This is a genomic window from Actinomycetota bacterium, assembly GCA_035540895.1.
Taxonomy (GTDB): Bacteria; Actinomycetota; JAICYB01; order JAICYB01; family JAICYB01; genus DATLFR01.
This window is the reverse complement of the sequence record DATLFR010000156.1, coordinates 1-14,190: the sequence shown is the minus strand read 5'-3', so window position 1 is coordinate 14,190 and position 14,190 is coordinate 1. Positions and strand designations below refer to the sequence as shown.

At 70.5% G+C, this 14,190-nt stretch carries 19 protein-coding genes and 1 tRNA gene; 11 read left to right on the top strand and 9 right to left on the bottom strand.

The window, feature by feature from the left end:
- The 7 genes from VM840_09130 to VM840_09100 form a co-directional block, all read left to right on the top strand.
- Positions 1–392, top strand: a 392-nt coding sequence (locus VM840_09130; protein ID HVL81740.1) for a M23 family metallopeptidase, incomplete at its 5' end; no start/stop codon positions are given.
- Positions 393–435: 43 nt separating this feature from the next.
- The gene (locus VM840_09125) at positions 436–972 is read left to right on the top strand and encodes a hypothetical protein (protein HVL81739.1); all 537 of its coding nucleotides are present in this window, start codon (positions 436–438) and stop codon (positions 970–972) included.
- Positions 973–997: 25 nt separating this feature from the next.
- A complete protein-coding gene (locus VM840_09120) occupies positions 998–1,357 on the top strand; it encodes a response regulator transcription factor (GenBank protein HVL81738.1) in 360 nt (119 codons plus the stop codon).
- A complete protein-coding gene (locus VM840_09115; protein HVL81737.1) occupies positions 1,358–2,080 on the top strand; it encodes an HD-GYP domain-containing protein in 723 nt (240 codons plus the stop codon). It begins immediately after the preceding gene.
- Between the two features lie 127 nt (positions 2,081–2,207).
- Positions 2,208–2,636: a helix-turn-helix transcriptional regulator gene (locus VM840_09110; GenBank protein ID HVL81736.1), complete on the top strand. Its 429-nt coding sequence runs from the start codon at positions 2,208–2,210 to the stop codon at positions 2,634–2,636.
- Positions 2,623–2,964 carry a hypothetical protein gene (locus VM840_09105; GenBank protein HVL81735.1) on the top strand — a complete coding sequence of 114 codons (342 nt, stop codon included), beginning with the start codon at positions 2,623–2,625 and terminating at the stop codon, positions 2,962–2,964. Before VM840_09110 ends, VM840_09105 begins: the two co-directional genes overlap by 14 nt.
- A gap of 87 nt (positions 2,965–3,051) precedes the next feature.
- Positions 3,052–4,074 carry a GNAT family N-acetyltransferase gene (locus VM840_09100; protein ID HVL81734.1) on the top strand — a complete coding sequence of 341 codons (1,023 nt, stop codon included), beginning with the start codon at positions 3,052–3,054 and terminating at the stop codon, positions 4,072–4,074.
- Positions 4,075–4,212: 138 nt separating this feature from the next.
- Here the strand turns inward: VM840_09100 and VM840_09095 are convergent, their stop codons facing one another.
- Both VM840_09095 and VM840_09090 read right to left on the bottom strand, forming a co-directional pair.
- Positions 4,213–4,404, bottom strand: coding sequence for a BldC family transcriptional regulator (locus VM840_09095; protein HVL81733.1), 192 nt, complete (start codon positions 4,402–4,404; stop codon positions 4,213–4,215).
- A 154-nt stretch (positions 4,405–4,558) separates the two neighbouring features.
- Positions 4,559–5,359 (bottom strand): hypothetical protein, encoded by an 801-nt coding sequence (locus VM840_09090; protein ID HVL81732.1) that lies wholly within the window; start codon positions 5,357–5,359, stop codon positions 4,559–4,561.
- A gap of 23 nt (positions 5,360–5,382) precedes the next feature.
- Here VM840_09090 and VM840_09085 point away from each other — a divergent pair, with 23 nt between their 5' ends.
- Positions 5,383–6,432 (top strand): Glu/Leu/Phe/Val dehydrogenase dimerization domain-containing protein, encoded by a 1,050-nt coding sequence (locus VM840_09085; GenBank protein ID HVL81731.1) that lies wholly within the window; start codon positions 5,383–5,385, stop codon positions 6,430–6,432.
- Here VM840_09085 and VM840_09080 read toward each other — a convergent pair.
- Genes VM840_09080 through VM840_09070 form a run of 3 tightly spaced genes read right to left on the bottom strand, consistent with a single transcriptional unit; the run spans position 6,404 to position 9,133 of the window.
- Positions 6,404–7,540, bottom strand: coding sequence for a glycosyltransferase family 4 protein (locus tag VM840_09080; GenBank protein HVL81730.1), 1,137 nt, complete (start codon positions 7,538–7,540; stop codon positions 6,404–6,406). The two genes, VM840_09085 and VM840_09080, sit on opposite strands and share 29 nt — an antisense overlap.
- Positions 7,541–7,996, bottom strand: a complete 456-nt coding sequence (locus tag VM840_09075; protein ID HVL81729.1) for a RidA family protein — start codon at positions 7,994–7,996, stop codon at positions 7,541–7,543.
- 12 nt (positions 7,997–8,008) lie between these two features.
- On the bottom strand, positions 8,009–9,133 hold the full coding sequence (locus VM840_09070; GenBank protein HVL81728.1) for a hypothetical protein: 1,125 nt from the start codon (positions 9,131–9,133) through the stop codon (positions 8,009–8,011).
- 88 nt (positions 9,134–9,221) lie between these two features.
- Here VM840_09070 and VM840_09065 point away from each other — a divergent pair.
- The 3 genes from VM840_09065 (at position 9,222) to VM840_09055 (ending at position 10,819) form a co-directional block, all read left to right on the top strand.
- Positions 9,222–9,298: transfer RNA gene (locus VM840_09065), tRNA-Pro, on the top strand.
- Positions 9,299–9,353: 55 nt separating this feature from the next.
- Entirely contained in the window at positions 9,354–9,644 is a 291-nt protein-coding gene (locus VM840_09060) for a MazG nucleotide pyrophosphohydrolase domain-containing protein (GenBank protein HVL81727.1), read from the top strand.
- Positions 9,641–10,819, top strand: a complete 1,179-nt coding sequence (locus VM840_09055; protein ID HVL81726.1) for a GNAT family N-acetyltransferase — start codon at positions 9,641–9,643, stop codon at positions 10,817–10,819. Before VM840_09060 ends, VM840_09055 begins: the two co-directional genes overlap by 4 nt.
- Here VM840_09055 and VM840_09050 read toward each other — a convergent pair.
- The 4 genes from VM840_09050 to VM840_09035 form a co-directional block, all read right to left on the bottom strand.
- The gene (locus VM840_09050) at positions 10,816–11,847 is read right to left on the bottom strand and encodes an aspartate-semialdehyde dehydrogenase (protein ID HVL81725.1); all 1,032 of its coding nucleotides are present in this window, start codon (positions 11,845–11,847) and stop codon (positions 10,816–10,818) included. The genes VM840_09055 and VM840_09050 overlap by 4 nt on opposite strands.
- 19 nt (positions 11,848–11,866) lie before the next feature.
- Complete coding sequence (locus tag VM840_09045; GenBank protein ID HVL81724.1) at positions 11,867–13,135, bottom strand: aspartate kinase; 1,269 nt, start codon at positions 13,133–13,135, stop codon at positions 11,867–11,869.
- Complete coding sequence (recR, locus tag VM840_09040; GenBank protein ID HVL81723.1) at positions 13,132–13,734, bottom strand: recombination mediator RecR; 603 nt, start codon at positions 13,732–13,734, stop codon at positions 13,132–13,134. The genes VM840_09045 and recR overlap by 4 nt, the downstream gene beginning before the upstream one ends.
- The coding region (locus tag VM840_09035; protein ID HVL81722.1) for a hypothetical protein at positions 13,731–14,190 on the bottom strand (460 nt) is incomplete at its 5' end. The genes recR and VM840_09035, both read right to left, overlap by 4 nt.

Here is a 14,190-nt window from a genome sequence, read left to right as displayed (position 1 = left end):
GGGCCTGCCCGGCGGCCGGACCGCGGTCGTTCAGCAACGACTGGGGGGCGCCCCGCGGGGGCGGACGCCGCCGGCACAAGGGGAACGACATCTTCGCAGCGCACGGGTCCCCCGCGGCGGCCGTCGTCGACGGCCGGATATCGCGGATCTCGTCCGGGGGGCTAGGGGGGCTGTCGATCTACCTGTGGGGCGATGACGGGAACCAGTACTACTACACGCACATGAGCGGGTTCGCGACCTCGACCGGCCAGAGGGTATCGGCCGGACAGACGATCGCGTACGTGGGGAACACCGGCAACGCCAGGGGGGGCGCGCCCCATATCCACTTCGAGATCCACCCCGGCGGAGGTGCGCCGATCAACCCCTATTACAGCCTCATCCGCGTCTGTTAAGCCGCTCGGGAACGCTGGTCACGCGCGGTAGGATTGGCTCCTCATGAGTGACGGACGGCCCACCCTGGAAGGCGTCCTCGACCCCTCGTTCGTCTCCACGGCCGGACAGCTCGACATCGCCGCTCTGCGTCGGCGACGGGACGAGGCACGCGAGGAGGAGGAGGTCCTCTCCTTCGTCAGACGGTGGCTGCACGGGAAGATGGACATCCTGCGGTCCGAGCTGGTCCGGCGCCGGGACGGGTCCGGACCCGACGACCTCATCGAGAGGCTGACCGCGACGCTCGGCGAGGGCGCCTCCGGAGGGAGCCGCGGCGCGCGGTCGGGGATGCCGTCGGAGCGACTGCAGACCCTCGGGGGGCAAGCAGTCGCGGACATCGACTCCAGCGACGACCTGGCCAGGCTCCCGGACCTCACCACCGAACAGATCGAGGCCCTCGTGCAGCGGCTGGTCAGCGAGGAGCGGCGCGTCTCGGAGCAGCGTCGGAAGGTCCACCACGTGATCGACGAGCTCGCCGCGGAGCTCACGCGCAGGTACCGGTCCGGGTCGGCCTCCGTCGACGACATCCTCGGAGGGAGATGACGGCGGCCATGCAGGGGGGAGCCTAGTGGCTCGTATCCTCCTCGTCGACGACGAGGATCTCGTCAGGCGGGTGGTGCGCGTGGTGCTCGAGGCCGAGGGGCACGAGGTGGCCGAGGCCTCGTCCGGCGAACAGGCCCTCGACGAGGTGGAGAGGGCCGTCCCCGACGCCGTGATACTCGACCTGATCATCCCGGGCATGGACGGGTTCGAGATCTGCAAGAAGCTGAAGGCGATCCGGCCGGGACCGAAGGTACTCGTCCTCAGCGGCATCCCCGCTACGGACTCGGGGGAGGAGGCCCGGGCGGCCGGCGCGGACGACGTCATGTCGAAGCCGTTCTCGGCCCTCGACCTCCTGAGCCGGCTCACCGCGCTGCTGGAGTCATAGGTGGTCGAGAAGAGGATCCCGGACGAGGAGCCCACGACGCCGCCCTGGGACCTGTCCGAGCAGCTGACGATCTTCGCCGAGGAGCTCGGCATGCTCTACCGGCTCGAGAAGGAGAAGTCCACGAGTCTGGCCGAGCTCGTGCAGCGGCTGGAGGAGGCCCAGGAGTCCTTCGCCCTCGCGTTCGCCTTGGTGGTGGAGGGCCGCGACCCCGACACCCGGGCCCATCTCGCGCGGACGACCCGATGGGCGTCGGCTGTGTCGCGTGAGATCGGGCTCCCGAACCTCCGCGAGCTCCGGCTTGGGTTCCTGCTCCACGACATCGGGAAGTGGCAGGTGCCTCGCGAGGTCATCCAGAAGGCCGGGCCGCTCGACGACGACGAGTGGAAGATCATGCGGATGCACCCCGTGGCCGGGGTCCAGATGATCTCGGACGTGAAGATCCTCGAACCCGCCTTCGACGTGATCCGCTACCACCACGAGCGGTGGGACGGCACCGGCTACCCCTACGGGAAGGCGGGAGACGAGATCCCGGTCGCGGCGCGGGTGTTCGCGATAGCCGACGTCTTCGACGCGCTGACGTCCGACCGCCCGTACCGGACCAGGTCCTTCACCCTCGACGAGGCGGTGGACATCGTCCGGGCGGGGTCGGGAACGCACTTCGACCCCCGCCTCGTCGAGACTTTCCTCGACGTCGTCCTGGGCCTGGAGCAGGGCCGGGGCTGAGGCCGGCTAGCGTCCGGCTCGCTTCGCTCCCCTCCGACGCAGATCGGGCCAGGCACAACCCGCGGGAGCCTTTGTGCATCCATTCACGAGTGCTTGCAAAGTTTGCAAACTCTGCTAGCATCTGGACATGATCAAGCGCGGGACCCCCCACATCCCCGACGTCGGCGGCTTCATCCGGGAGCAGCGCAGGCGCGGCCAAGTCTCCCTGCGCAAGCTGGCCGACCTCTCAGGGGTCTCCAACCCGTACCTCAGCCAGATCGAGAGAGGCCTGCGTCGACCGAGCGCCGAGGTCGTGAACCGCATCATGCACGCGATGGCGGCCGCGATGCGGACCAGCGCCGACGCGCTCTACGCCCAGGCTGGGTTGGTCGATCAGCCACCCGAGAACGGGGACGTGCTAGCGGCGATCTTCCGGGACCCGGGCCTCACCGACAAGCAGAAGCGGGTGATCGCGGAGCTGTACGAGCGCTCCCGGATCGAGACCGCGGAGCGAAGGGCCAATCGACGTCAGACCCGTCAGGCGACAACAGGAGGTAAGAGCCATGAAGCGTCTTGAGCGGAGCACCTACGTGGTGCTCGGCACGGTAGACCTCGTGACCGAGAAGGTGCGCGAGATCCCCGCCGTGCGCAACATCCGGACGACCCCCGTCCTCGAGCAGTTGAAGGACGTGGAGCCCGCGCTGCGCCGCACGACCGTCGAGCTCGGGGAGCGCGGCGAGGTGGTCATCGTCCGACTGCGCGCACGCTTCGCCGACGTCCGGCGCTCGCTGGAGGACGTGCCGGTCGAGGCGCGCAAGGCCGTCCGCGACCTGAGCACCGACGCCCGCCAGGCGATCGTCTCCCTGCGCGAGCGCCGCAAGGGTTCGTCCACCCGGGCCGCCTGAACGACCAGAGAGCTACACCCCCCCTCCCCGCACCACGGAAGGGACCCGCTCCCCGCGGGTCCCTTCCCCTTGCTATACCGTCGTGCCGTGGCCCTGCGCCTCTCGCTGTCCGATTCCTGGAGCCCGGACGTGATCCGGCCCTGGGAGCGCGTCCTGGAGCAGGACCGCGACGCCGGCGTCTTCTCCACGCCTTCGTGGCTGCAGGCCTGGTGGGAGACGCTGGGGTCGGGTGAGCTGCTCCTCGCCACCGTCTGGGACGACGGCGACCCGATCGCCGTCTTCCCGGGCTGCCGGTGCGTCTCGGAGTCGGGCCTGCTCACGTTCTTGGGCGGGGAGGACGTCACCGACCAGCAGGTCCCGGTCGCCGTACCGGGGCGGGAGGCGCACGCCCTCTCGTTCTTCCTCGACTGGGCCTTCACGGAGGGTGGGTTCAGGCGGCTCAGGTTCCACTCCGTCCCGTCGACGGAGCGCTGGCGGGACGTCGTAGGGTCCGTCGCCGACGAGAAGGGGCTGGCCCACGCGTCCGAGCAGGTCGACGTCTCCCCTGAGATCGTTCTGCCGGCGACCTTCGACGAGTACCTCGCCTCGCTGAGCGGGCACGATCGCCACGAGCTGCGCCGGAAGCGTCGTCGGCTCGATGAGGCAGGGAAGGTGACCGTGCGCCGGGCGCACGAGGTCGGGTGGGAGGACGACCTGGCCGCCTTCTTCGAGTTCCATCGGCAGGCGCCCGGCGAGAAGGCCGCGTTCTTCACCGAGGAGCGAGAGAGGTTCTTCCGTCGACTCGCCGCCGACCTGTTCCTGTTCGGGATGGCGCGCCTCGACGTGCTCGACCTCGACGGGGAGCCCGTCGCGTGTACCTTCTCCTACGACTTCCGCGGCTCCCTCGAGCTGTACAACTCCTCGTTCCGACCCGACCTGGCGAAGCTCGCTCCGGGGATGGTCCTCATAGGCCACCTCATCGAGCAGGCGATAGCGGAGGGCAAGGCGCGCTTCGACTTCCTGAGGGGAGACGAGAGGTACAAGATGCGGTTCGGACCCGTGCCGCGGCCCGTCTACCAGGTGATGCTCGCGGTCCCCGCCACCTCCGGACAGCACGAAGGCCGGATCTGAGGATCCGGCCCCCGTGATGTCCACCCGGCTACCCCTCTCAACGAGGGAGCGGCCTGGGCCCGTCGGACCTGTCCGGTCGACGGTGCCTCCGCGTCCAGAGGGAACTGGTGACGGCGACCTGTCAGGTCGGCCGTCGGGTCAAACGCTGGTGCTCCCGCGCTGCTGGTCGAGGTACGCCCTGACCTCGGACTCCCGGAACCTGCGGTGCCCGCCGAGGGTCCGGATGGCCTGGAGCTTGCCGGCCTTCGCCCAGCGCGTGACCGTCTTCGGATCGACCCGGAACAGCGCGGCGACCTCCCCTGGGGTCAGCAATCCATCCTTACGCCTCATGACCTCACCTCACTTCCATCCGCACGACCTTCGCCGGTCGCTGGACACAAGGTAGGTCCTCCGCCTCCGGATGCCTATGGCCCCACATGCCCGTTTTCTGCTGATTCATTCGGACTAGGCGGATGGCGGCGGAGAGCGTTTCCGCAGGTCAGCGCTAGTTCAAGGAACCGAGCGCGCGCACCTGCTGCCACCTCGACCCCGCCCGCTGGTAGTACAGCGCGGCGCGCATCCCGTCGCCCTCGGCGAGGGCCTGTATCGCGCACGAGATCTCGGTGGCCGTGTGGTCGTCGGCGAGGTCCTCCTCGCTGAACAGCGTCGAGACGCTGGCATAGTCCAGCTCGATCACCGCCCGGGGGTCGAACCCGGCCAGCCACTGGGCGAGCTCGTACACCATCCCCGAGATGCCGGGGTGGACCGCTCCGGCCGTGCGCAGGACATCGAGGGTCCGCGCGATCCGCTCGTTGGCGTCGACGATGGCCGTCTCGTAGCGGAGGCGAGGATGGTCGCCGTCGTGCTCCATGCGCCGTTCGGAGTCGTCGAACGCGACGAACCAGCGCAGCGGGACATGCCAGGGGCTCTGGATCAGGTGGGCCCGAAGCGGAAGCTCAGCCTCGAGGGCCGCGATCTCGGTCCGGGCCACGGCCAGCTCCTCGTTCGTGAAGAATGCCCCGACGGCGGACGGGGGCAGGGAGCGCTCGAAGGACAGCATCCCGAGCAGCGATCGAAGCCGCAGCTGCCCGGGACACGCGTACGTCTCGCCCTCGACGACCTTCGTGAAGACCTCGGCCGCCTCCTCGGCGTCCACGAGCGCGAGCGACGGTGCTGGACCGAGCCCGGCGGTCGTGCGGGCCGCGGGCCCCCGGACCGCGCGCTCCATCGCGGACCGCTCGCTCGCGGTGAAGGCGTCGAGCGGTTGGTACACCCGCAGGTACGCGCAGCACAGCTTCGTCGTCATCTCCCCTAGAGTCTAGGCGCGGGATGAACGTGTTCGACCACGCACCCGGGTTCGAGAGGGTCCTCTTCGCGAGCGACCCGGCCGCCGGGCTGCGCTCGATCATCGCGATCCACAGCACGAGGCTGGGGCCTGCCCTGGGCGGGACGAGATGCCGTCCGTACGCCACCGAGGAGGAGGCGCTGACCGACGTGCTGCGGCTGGCCGAGGGCATGACCTGGAAGGCGGCGGCCGCCGGGCTCGACCTGGGTGGGGGCAAGGCGGTGATCATCGCCGATCCCCAGCGGGACAAGACAGAGGCCCTCCTCCGGGCGTACGGCCGAGCGGTCGAGTCCCTGGGCGGTCGTTACATCACCTCCGTGGACGTGGGGACGACGACACCCGACCTCGACGAGGTCCGCACGCAGACGAGATGGGTGGTCGGGACCTCCCCCTTCCACGGTGGTCACGGCGACCCTTCGCCCTTCACCGCTCAGGGCGTGGCCAACGCGATCCGTTCCTGCCTCTACCACCTCCACCGTGACCAGTCGATGGCCGGACGGAGGGTGGTCATCCAGGGCGTCGGGAAGGTGGGACAGAGCCTCGCCGGGATCTGCGCCGCCGAGGGAGCCGAGGTCGTCGTCTCCGACGTCGACCTCGATGCGGTAGGGCGGACCGTGGCCACGCACGGGGTCCGGACGTGCACACCGGACGAGGCCCTCACCACCGACTGCGACGTCTTCGCGCCCTGCGCACTGGGCGGCGTGATCAGCTCGGCAACCATCCCGAGCCTCAGCGCCCGCATCGTCTGCGGCGCCGCCAACAACCAGCTCGCCACCCCGGACGACGCGCAGCGCCTCCAGGACGCCGGGGTGCTCTACGCGCCCGACTTCATCGTCAACGCCGGTGGGCTGATCTGTGTCGCCGACGAGCTGTCGGGCTGGAACGCTGCGCGCGTCTCGGCCAGGGTGGACCGCATCGGCCGGACGCTCCTCGACGTCCTGCACCTCGCCTCCGACCGAGGCCTGACGACGGCCGACGCCGCCGTCGAGTACGCGAAGCAGCGGATCAGGACGCTGACGTCGCTGGTCGACTGAGCCGAGCGACCAGGTCCTCGAGACGGGCGGCCTGCGCGATCGGAGTGAAGCCCTCGCATACGCGGTCGCGTCCGGCGGCTCCCATCCGGACCCGGGTCGCCTCGTCGTCTCGGAGTCGGGTGATGGCCTTGGCGAGGATGGCCGGGTCCGGACCGTCCAGCACGATGCCGGTCACTCCGTCCAAGACCGCCTCGGCCGATCCCCCGCACCGGCCCGCGATCGCCGCGAGCCCGCTCGCGGCCGCCTCGAGGTAGACGATCCCGAACCCCTCCGTGTCGAGGTCGCCGTACCGGTCCGAGCACGGCATGCAGAAGATGTCCGCCGCCGCGTAGTGCTGCGGCAGCGCCGCATCGGGCACGCGTCCCGCGAACACGGCCCGGCTCCCGAGCTCCAGCTCTCCGGCGAGGCGTCGAAGTGCCTGCTCCTCGGGTCCGGACCCCACGAAGACCCCGGTGACGTCCGGGACGAGCTTCAACGCCTGCAGGAGCGTGTCCGCGCCCTTGCGCTTCACGAGCCGGGAGACGAACAGGACCACGAACCTCCCGCCGAGCCGCAGCGACTCCCGCACCTTGGCTCCGCTCACGGCCAGCGAGAAGCGGTCGACGTCGACCGACGGGGGGACGATACCCATCTCCGTCCTGCCGCCGGTGAGCTCCCTCACCCGGGATGCGGTGTACTCGCTCACGCAGACGACCGCGTCCGCCGCGTTCAGCGTCCGCCCGACGACCCGGCGCAGGAGCGGCGCCCGCGAGGGCACGAACACCTCCGATCCGTGGACGAACACGGTGAACGGGAGCCCGGTCGCCTTGCGGACCCGCCGTCCGAGCCGCCCCAGGGGGAGCGTATGGGTGAAGTGCACGACGTCGACCCGGTGCGAACGGGCGATCTCCGAGACGCGTGAGGCTACGGACCTCCTCGCGCGCAGATAGGAACCGCCGAGCCTGACGACCGGGTACGGGAGGTGGACGTCGACCTGTTCGTGCCCCGCTCGCGCGGGCGCGACGACGACCACGTCCTCGGGTTCGAACCCCGAGGCGAGACCGGCCACGTAGGACTCGATCCCGCCGACCTTGGGCGGGAAGTCGTTCGTGACGAAGAGGTGCTTCACCTAGACCTCGGCCACGAGGTCGACCTCCACGCAGACCCCCAGCGGGAGGGAGGAGACGCCGACCGCGGCCCGCGCGTGACGTCCCGCCTCCCCGAAGACCTCCTGCAGCAGCTCCGATGCGCCGTTGGCCACCTTGGGGTGGTCGGTGAACGTGGGCGTGCTGGCCACGAAGACGCCCACGCGGACGATGCGCTTCACCGCGGATAGGTCGCCGAGCTCGGCCTTCAGCGCGGCCAGGACCTGGACGCAGGCGCGCCGGGCCGCCTCCTGCCCCTCCTCGAGGGTCACGCCCTCGCCCAGCAGCCCGACGTGCACCGGCTTCCCCCCTTCGAGGGGCACCTGTCCCGAGACGAACACGAGGTTGCCCGACCGGACGGTCGGCACGTAGGCGGCGACCGGCTTGGCCGGTTCCCCCAGCTCGATCCCAAGCTCCTTCAGTCGTTCCTCCGGACCCATCTCGCTCCTCCTTCAGTGCGGGTGAGGGTCGACGACCTCGAGCTCGCCACGGGCGATCGCTCGGAGGTCCCTCAGCACCCGCGTCATCGCACCGAGCATGAACACGACCATCGAGGCGATGCCGAGCCATAGCACCCACCCGTTCACCTGGATGTAGGGTCCTCGGAAGAGCAGCACGGCCCCGGCCACGAGCATCGCCAGGCCGGCCGCGGTGAAGAGCCCCAGACCTTCGACGCGCAGATCGACGCAGAACCCGGCCACGCCCGCCACGATGAGGGCCACCGCGAGCCAGGAGCCGCCGAGGACCCCCACTCCGTAGAGCCCCAACCCCAGCCCGACGAGCCCGGTCAGGCCTGCGGGTCCGGTCGACGGGTGGAAGAGCTCGAAGACCAGACCGACCAGTCCGAGGAGCAGGAGCAGGTACGCGACGGATGCCTGGGCGACCGCGTGCTGGACCCGGCCCAGCAGATCCGTCTTGCGGAACCGCACCGCCACGTCCTCGGGGTCGGTGCGCAGCGTCGCATCGGCCCCGCCGAGCGACACGGTCCGACCGTCGGCCTTGGCGAGCACCTCCGGGAGCTGCAGCGCGACGAGGTCCACCGCGCCGGAGCGTTCGGCTGCGTCCGCCGACAGCGCCCCCCGCGCGATGGCTCCGATCTCTCGTTCGCGGATTTGCCGGACGCGCAACAGGGCCGCCCCGGCCGCGTCCTGATCGGGCGACCCCGCCCGCAGGTCGAGGGTCTGGACCGGGCCGAGCGCGGTGCCTGGAGCCATGACCGAGACATGCGCCGCCGCTACGACCACGGCTGAGGCGTGCGCGGCCTGCGCCCCCGGCGGCCCGACCCACGCGATCACCGGCACACGCGCAGTGAGTATCCGGTCCACCACGCGGGCGGCGCGGTCCCCGTCGATCCCACCGGCCGAGTCGACCTGGATGACCACGGCCACCGACCCCTCGCGTTCCGCGACCGCTATGGCGCGGTCGATGGCGCGCTCGTACGCGGCGTCCAGCAACCCGCTGAGCTGGACGACCTCCACGCGCCTCTCGGCCTGGGTATGCGCGGGGGCCGCCGCGCCGAGGAAGGCGCAGGCGAGCAGGACCGTGAGGGCGGCTCGGTGTCTCGCGGGGGACCTCATCGTCGTGTGCCGAGGGGGACGGCGCCGGTCCGATCCTACAGGAGGGCCCCCCTGTGGTCGAACGAGCGAGGCAGTAGGATGATTCGATCGGGACGTAGCGCAGCTTGGTAGCGCGCAGCGTTCGGGACGCTGAGGTCGCGGGTTCAAGTCCCGCCGTCCCGACCAGAGGGGACACAGGACCGGTCCTGTGTCCCCTCCTCGTATGCACCGGGAGGTGGCCTTGCAGATCGCTCAGTTCCAGCAGCAGATCGAGGAGATCTACCTCGACCGCGACCGGGAGCGCGGGTCCGCCCGGACGTTCGCCTGGCTCGTCGAGGAGGTCGGCGAGCTCTCTCGAGCCCTGCGCGGGGAGGACCGCGCGAACCTCGAGGAAGAGTTCGCCGATGTCTTCGCGTGGCTCGCTTCGCTCGCGAGCATCGTGGGGGTGGACCTCTCCCAGGCCGCGGTCACCCGTTACGGAGCCGGCTGCCCGAAATGCCACACGACCCCCTGTTCCTGCCCGCCGGCATGAGAGGACCCATCGCCTTCGGGCGCCCCGACGGGACAGCCGAGACGGAACAGCTGGGCGCCATCCTCGACATCGTCTACCTGCGCTCCCCCGAGGAGGGTCGACGGTGGTTGGACCGGACCGACCCCGACCACCTGCGGGTGCTGCGGACCGGCGGCACGGTGGTGGGCGGGATGCGCGTATGGCCGCTGGGCCAGTGGTACGGGGGCCGGCCCGTCCCGATGTGGGGAGTGGCCTCCGTAGCGGTGGACCCGGCGCACCGAGCGAGTGGCTTCGCCACGGGGATGATGAGGTCCTCGCTGGAGGAGATGCACTCGGCCGGGGCCGCGCTGTCCGCGCTGTACCCGGCGACCCAACCCGTGTACCGCAGGACGGGCTGGGAGCTGGCCGGCACGTGGACGCGCTTCCGGCTCCCGGCGGCCGCGATCGACGTGCGCGACCGCGAGCTGGACATCCGCCGCGTCGATGCGGGCGACGGGGTCTTCAAGCAGCTGTACGACCGACGGGCGGCCGCTTCCAACGGGCACCTCGCCCGCACCGAGGCGTACTGGCGATTCGTGCAGTCACCTCGCTCGGAGGAGACGGTCCATCGATACGTCGTCGAGCGTGACGGACGCCCCGAGGGTTACGTCGTCTTCACCCAGGACCGCGAAGGCGCGTGGAGGTACAACCTCAACTGCCGGGACGTCGTGGCCACGTCGCCCGCCGCGGCCCGGAGGCTGTGGACCTTCTTCGCCGACCATCGGTCCTTCTCCGAGGACGTCACCTGGTCGGGGTCGGGATCGGACCCGATGCTGTTCGTCCTGCGCGAGCAGGAGTGGAAGGCGCCCCGTTCGTGGACGTGGATGCTGAGGATCGTCGACGTGAAGGCCGCGCTCAGCGAGCGGGGGTACCCGGCGGGGATGGAGGCCGAGGTCCATCTGGACGTGCGCGACGACGTGTGCGGGTGGAACGAGGGTCGGTGGGTGCTGTCCGTCGCCGGAGGACGGGGACAGGTCCGGAAGGGGGGGCGTGGGCGTCTGCGCATCGACGTCCGCGGACTCGCCTCCCTGTACTCGGGGTTCAGCACCGGCTCGGAGCTGGTGGCGACGGGCTACGCGGAGGGACGGGAAGGCGATCTCGCGGCCGCCACCGCCGCTTTCTCGGGCCCGGCCCCCGTGCTGCCGGACTTCTTCTAGCCGACGAGCAGCTCGGCGATCTGCACCGCGTTCAGCGCCGCTCCCTTGCGCAGGTTGTCACCCGAGACGAACAGCGAGAGCCCGTTGCGCAGTATCGGGTTCGTCCGGATCCGTCCCACGAGCACGTCGTCGAGCCCGGCCGACCCCAGCGGAGTGGGGTACACGGCCTCCTGCGGGTCATCGAGGACGCGGGCGCCCGGGAAGGCATCGATGAGCGACCGGGCCCGGTCGGGCGTCACCTCCCGTCCGAGCGACACGGCGAGGGAGACCGAGTGACCCACCAGCACCGGCACCCGTACCGCCGTCGCGTGCACCTCCACGTCGGGCGCCTCGAGGATCTTCCTCGTCTCGAGAGCCATCTTCTCCTCCTCCGTGGAGGCGTCCGCCCCGGGGGGGAACGTCTCGCACTGGGGGAAGAGGTTGAACGCGAGTGGGTGGCGGTAGACCTGCGGAGGCGGCACGTCCAACGGCTCGTGTCCGTAGAGCGCCTCGACCTGGTCGACCGCCTTCCGTGCCTGGTCGAGGAGCTCGGCCACGGCCTCCTTCCCCGTCCCGGAGACCGACTGGTAGGAGGAGCTGATGACGGCGCGCAGGCCGGCTTCACGATGGAGCGGCGCGAGGGCCATGAGGGCGGTCGCGGTGGTGCAGTTGGGGTTGGCGACGATCCCTCGGTGCGATCGCAGCGCGCGCCCGTTGATCTCGGGTATCACGAGTGGGACGTCCGGGTCCTGACGGAACGCGGACGAGTTGTCGATGACGACCGCTCCCGCCTCGACGATCCGCGGCACCCACTCCCGGGCTACGGAGGAGTCGATCGACGAGATCACCACGTCGAGCCCGCCCAGGTCGGCATCCTCGAGCGCCTCGACCTCGAGCTGCCGACCGGACCACGCGATCCGCTGTCCGGCCGAACGGCGGGAGGCGAACAGCCGCAGGTCTCCGACGGGGAAGCGGCGCTCCTCGAGCAGGCGGAGCACGACGTCGCCCACGACTCCCGTGGCTCCGACGAGGCCCAGACGGATGCTCATGCGTCCGACGGTACCGGCTTCAGGACGGGTCCGCTTCGCGCTCGGGATGCTCGGCCCGGTACACGACCTCCTCGGACAGCCGGAACCGGTCGTGCACGGCCCGGACCGCGGTCTCGACCTGCTCCGCCCGTATGACGCACGAGATCCGGATGGCCGATGTGGAGATCATCTCGATGTTGACGCCCGCGTCGGCCAGGGCGTCGAACATGTCCGCGGACACCCCCGGGTGGGAGCGCATCCCGGCTCCCACGAGGCTGATGCGGCCGATCTCGGTGTCCCGGCTGAACCCCGCCGCGCCGACATCGGCCACGACCTTGTCCATCGCGACCTCGGCCGCGGCGAGGTCGGACCTGGGCACGGTGAAGGAGATGTCCGTCCGCCCCTCGTGGGAGACGTTCTGGACGATCATGTCCACGTTCACCTCCGCGTCGGCCAGCGGCTTGAACACCTTCGCCGCGACTCCGGGCTGGTCGGGCACGGCCAGGAGCGTGATCTTCGCCTCGGAGATGTCGTGCGTGACGCCGGAGATGATCGCCTTCTCCATCATCGTCGGGTCCTCCTCCCTTATGTAGGTGCCGGGCGCGGCGATGAACGACGAGCGCACGTGGAGCAGTACGCCGTGGTTGCGGGCGATCTCGACCGACCTGGCCATCAGGACCTTCGATCCGGTCGCCGCCATCTCGAGCATCTCCTCGTAGGAGACGGCGTGGAGCTTGCGGGCGTCGGGCACGATGCGCGGATCGGCCGTGAACACCCCCTCGACGTCCTTGCAGAACTCACAGGACTCCGCACCGAGGGCGGCGGCGATCGCCACCGCCGTCGCGTCCGACCCTCCCCGGCCCAACGTGGTGATGTCCAGCGTGTCGGTCGAGACCCCCTGGAACCCGGCGATGATCGGGATCCGGCCACGCTCCACGCATTCCATGATCCGCTGGGGCCTCACATCGGCGATGCGCGCCTTGCCGTGGAGGGCGTCGGTGATGATCCCGGCTTGGGAGCCCGTGAACGACTCCGCCTGCTCTCCGAGCCGGTCGATGGCCATCGCCACGAGGGCCATCGCTATCCGCTCACCCGCGCTCACGAGCATGTCGTACTCGCGGGGGGGCGGGTCCGCATGGATCGAGTAAGCGAGGTCGATCAGCTCGTCGGTGGTGTCTCCCATCGCGGACACGACGACGACGACGTCGCTGCCCGAGCGTTTCGTCTCGACGACGCGACGTGCGACGTTGTGGATCCGCTCGGCATCGGCCACCGAGGATCCGCCGTACTTCTGGACGACGACGCTCAAGAGACCTCCCGGCGCCCCTCGAGGGCCCGGCCCAGCGTCACCTCGTCGGCGTAGTCGAGGTCGCCTCCGACGGGCAGGCCGGACGCGATGCGGGTCACGCGGATCCCCAGTGGCTTCGTGAGGCCGGACAGGTACATCGCCGTCGCCTCGCCCTCCACGGTGGGAGACGTGGCGAGGATCACCTCCGTCACCCCCTCCCCGGCTATCCGTTCGAGGAGCTCGCGCACCTTCAGGTCCTCCGGTCCGACGCCGTCGAGCGGCGAGATGCAGCCGCCGAGGACGTGGTAGCGGCCCTTGAACTCGCCTGTCCTCTCGAGGGCGGCCAGGTCCTTCACGTCCTCGACCACGCAGACCGTGGACGCGTCCCGTCCCGGGTTGGAGCAGATCGGGCAGGTGGCGCCCTCCGACAGGTTGAAGCACGTCCGGCAGAACGACACCCTCGCCTTGACCTCCCGCATGGCGGCGGACAGCCGCTCGATGTCGTCGGAGGGCGCGCGCAGGACATGCAGCGCGAGGCGCTGCGCGCTCTTGGGGCCGATGCCGGGCAGCCTGTTCAGCTCGTCGATGAGCCGCTGGACGAGCGGCGAGAAGGCGCTCATCCGCCGCGGTCCATCTCCTCGATGAGGTCAGCGCCCAGGCCCTGGCGAACGAGCTCGTCGGGCGAGACCGACACCTCGTCCACGGACGGCGCGCTCCCCGGCGCTGCCGCCTCGACGCCGGCCACCTCACCGACCTCCGGCACGAACCTGAGCTTCCGTCCGAAGACGTTCGCGATGGCGACGACCACGCGCTGGAGCTGCTCCGGCCGCTTGCTCAGCTGCTCGGCGTGGAACGCCCCCGGGAACAGGACGATCAGCGCGTCGTCGCGGATCTCGGCCGGACGGCCCTGCTGCAGGTGGGTGAACGTTACCCGGCTCTGCCCCCTGACCTCGGCCAGGACCCTCTCCCAGAGCGAGTCGAGCGGGGTCCCCTCGGCTCCCGATGCAGGCCCCTCCGGCGCGGGCCCCGGCGCGGGGCGGACGGGCTCCGGAGCGTCCTCGCGCGGAGCAGGGGCA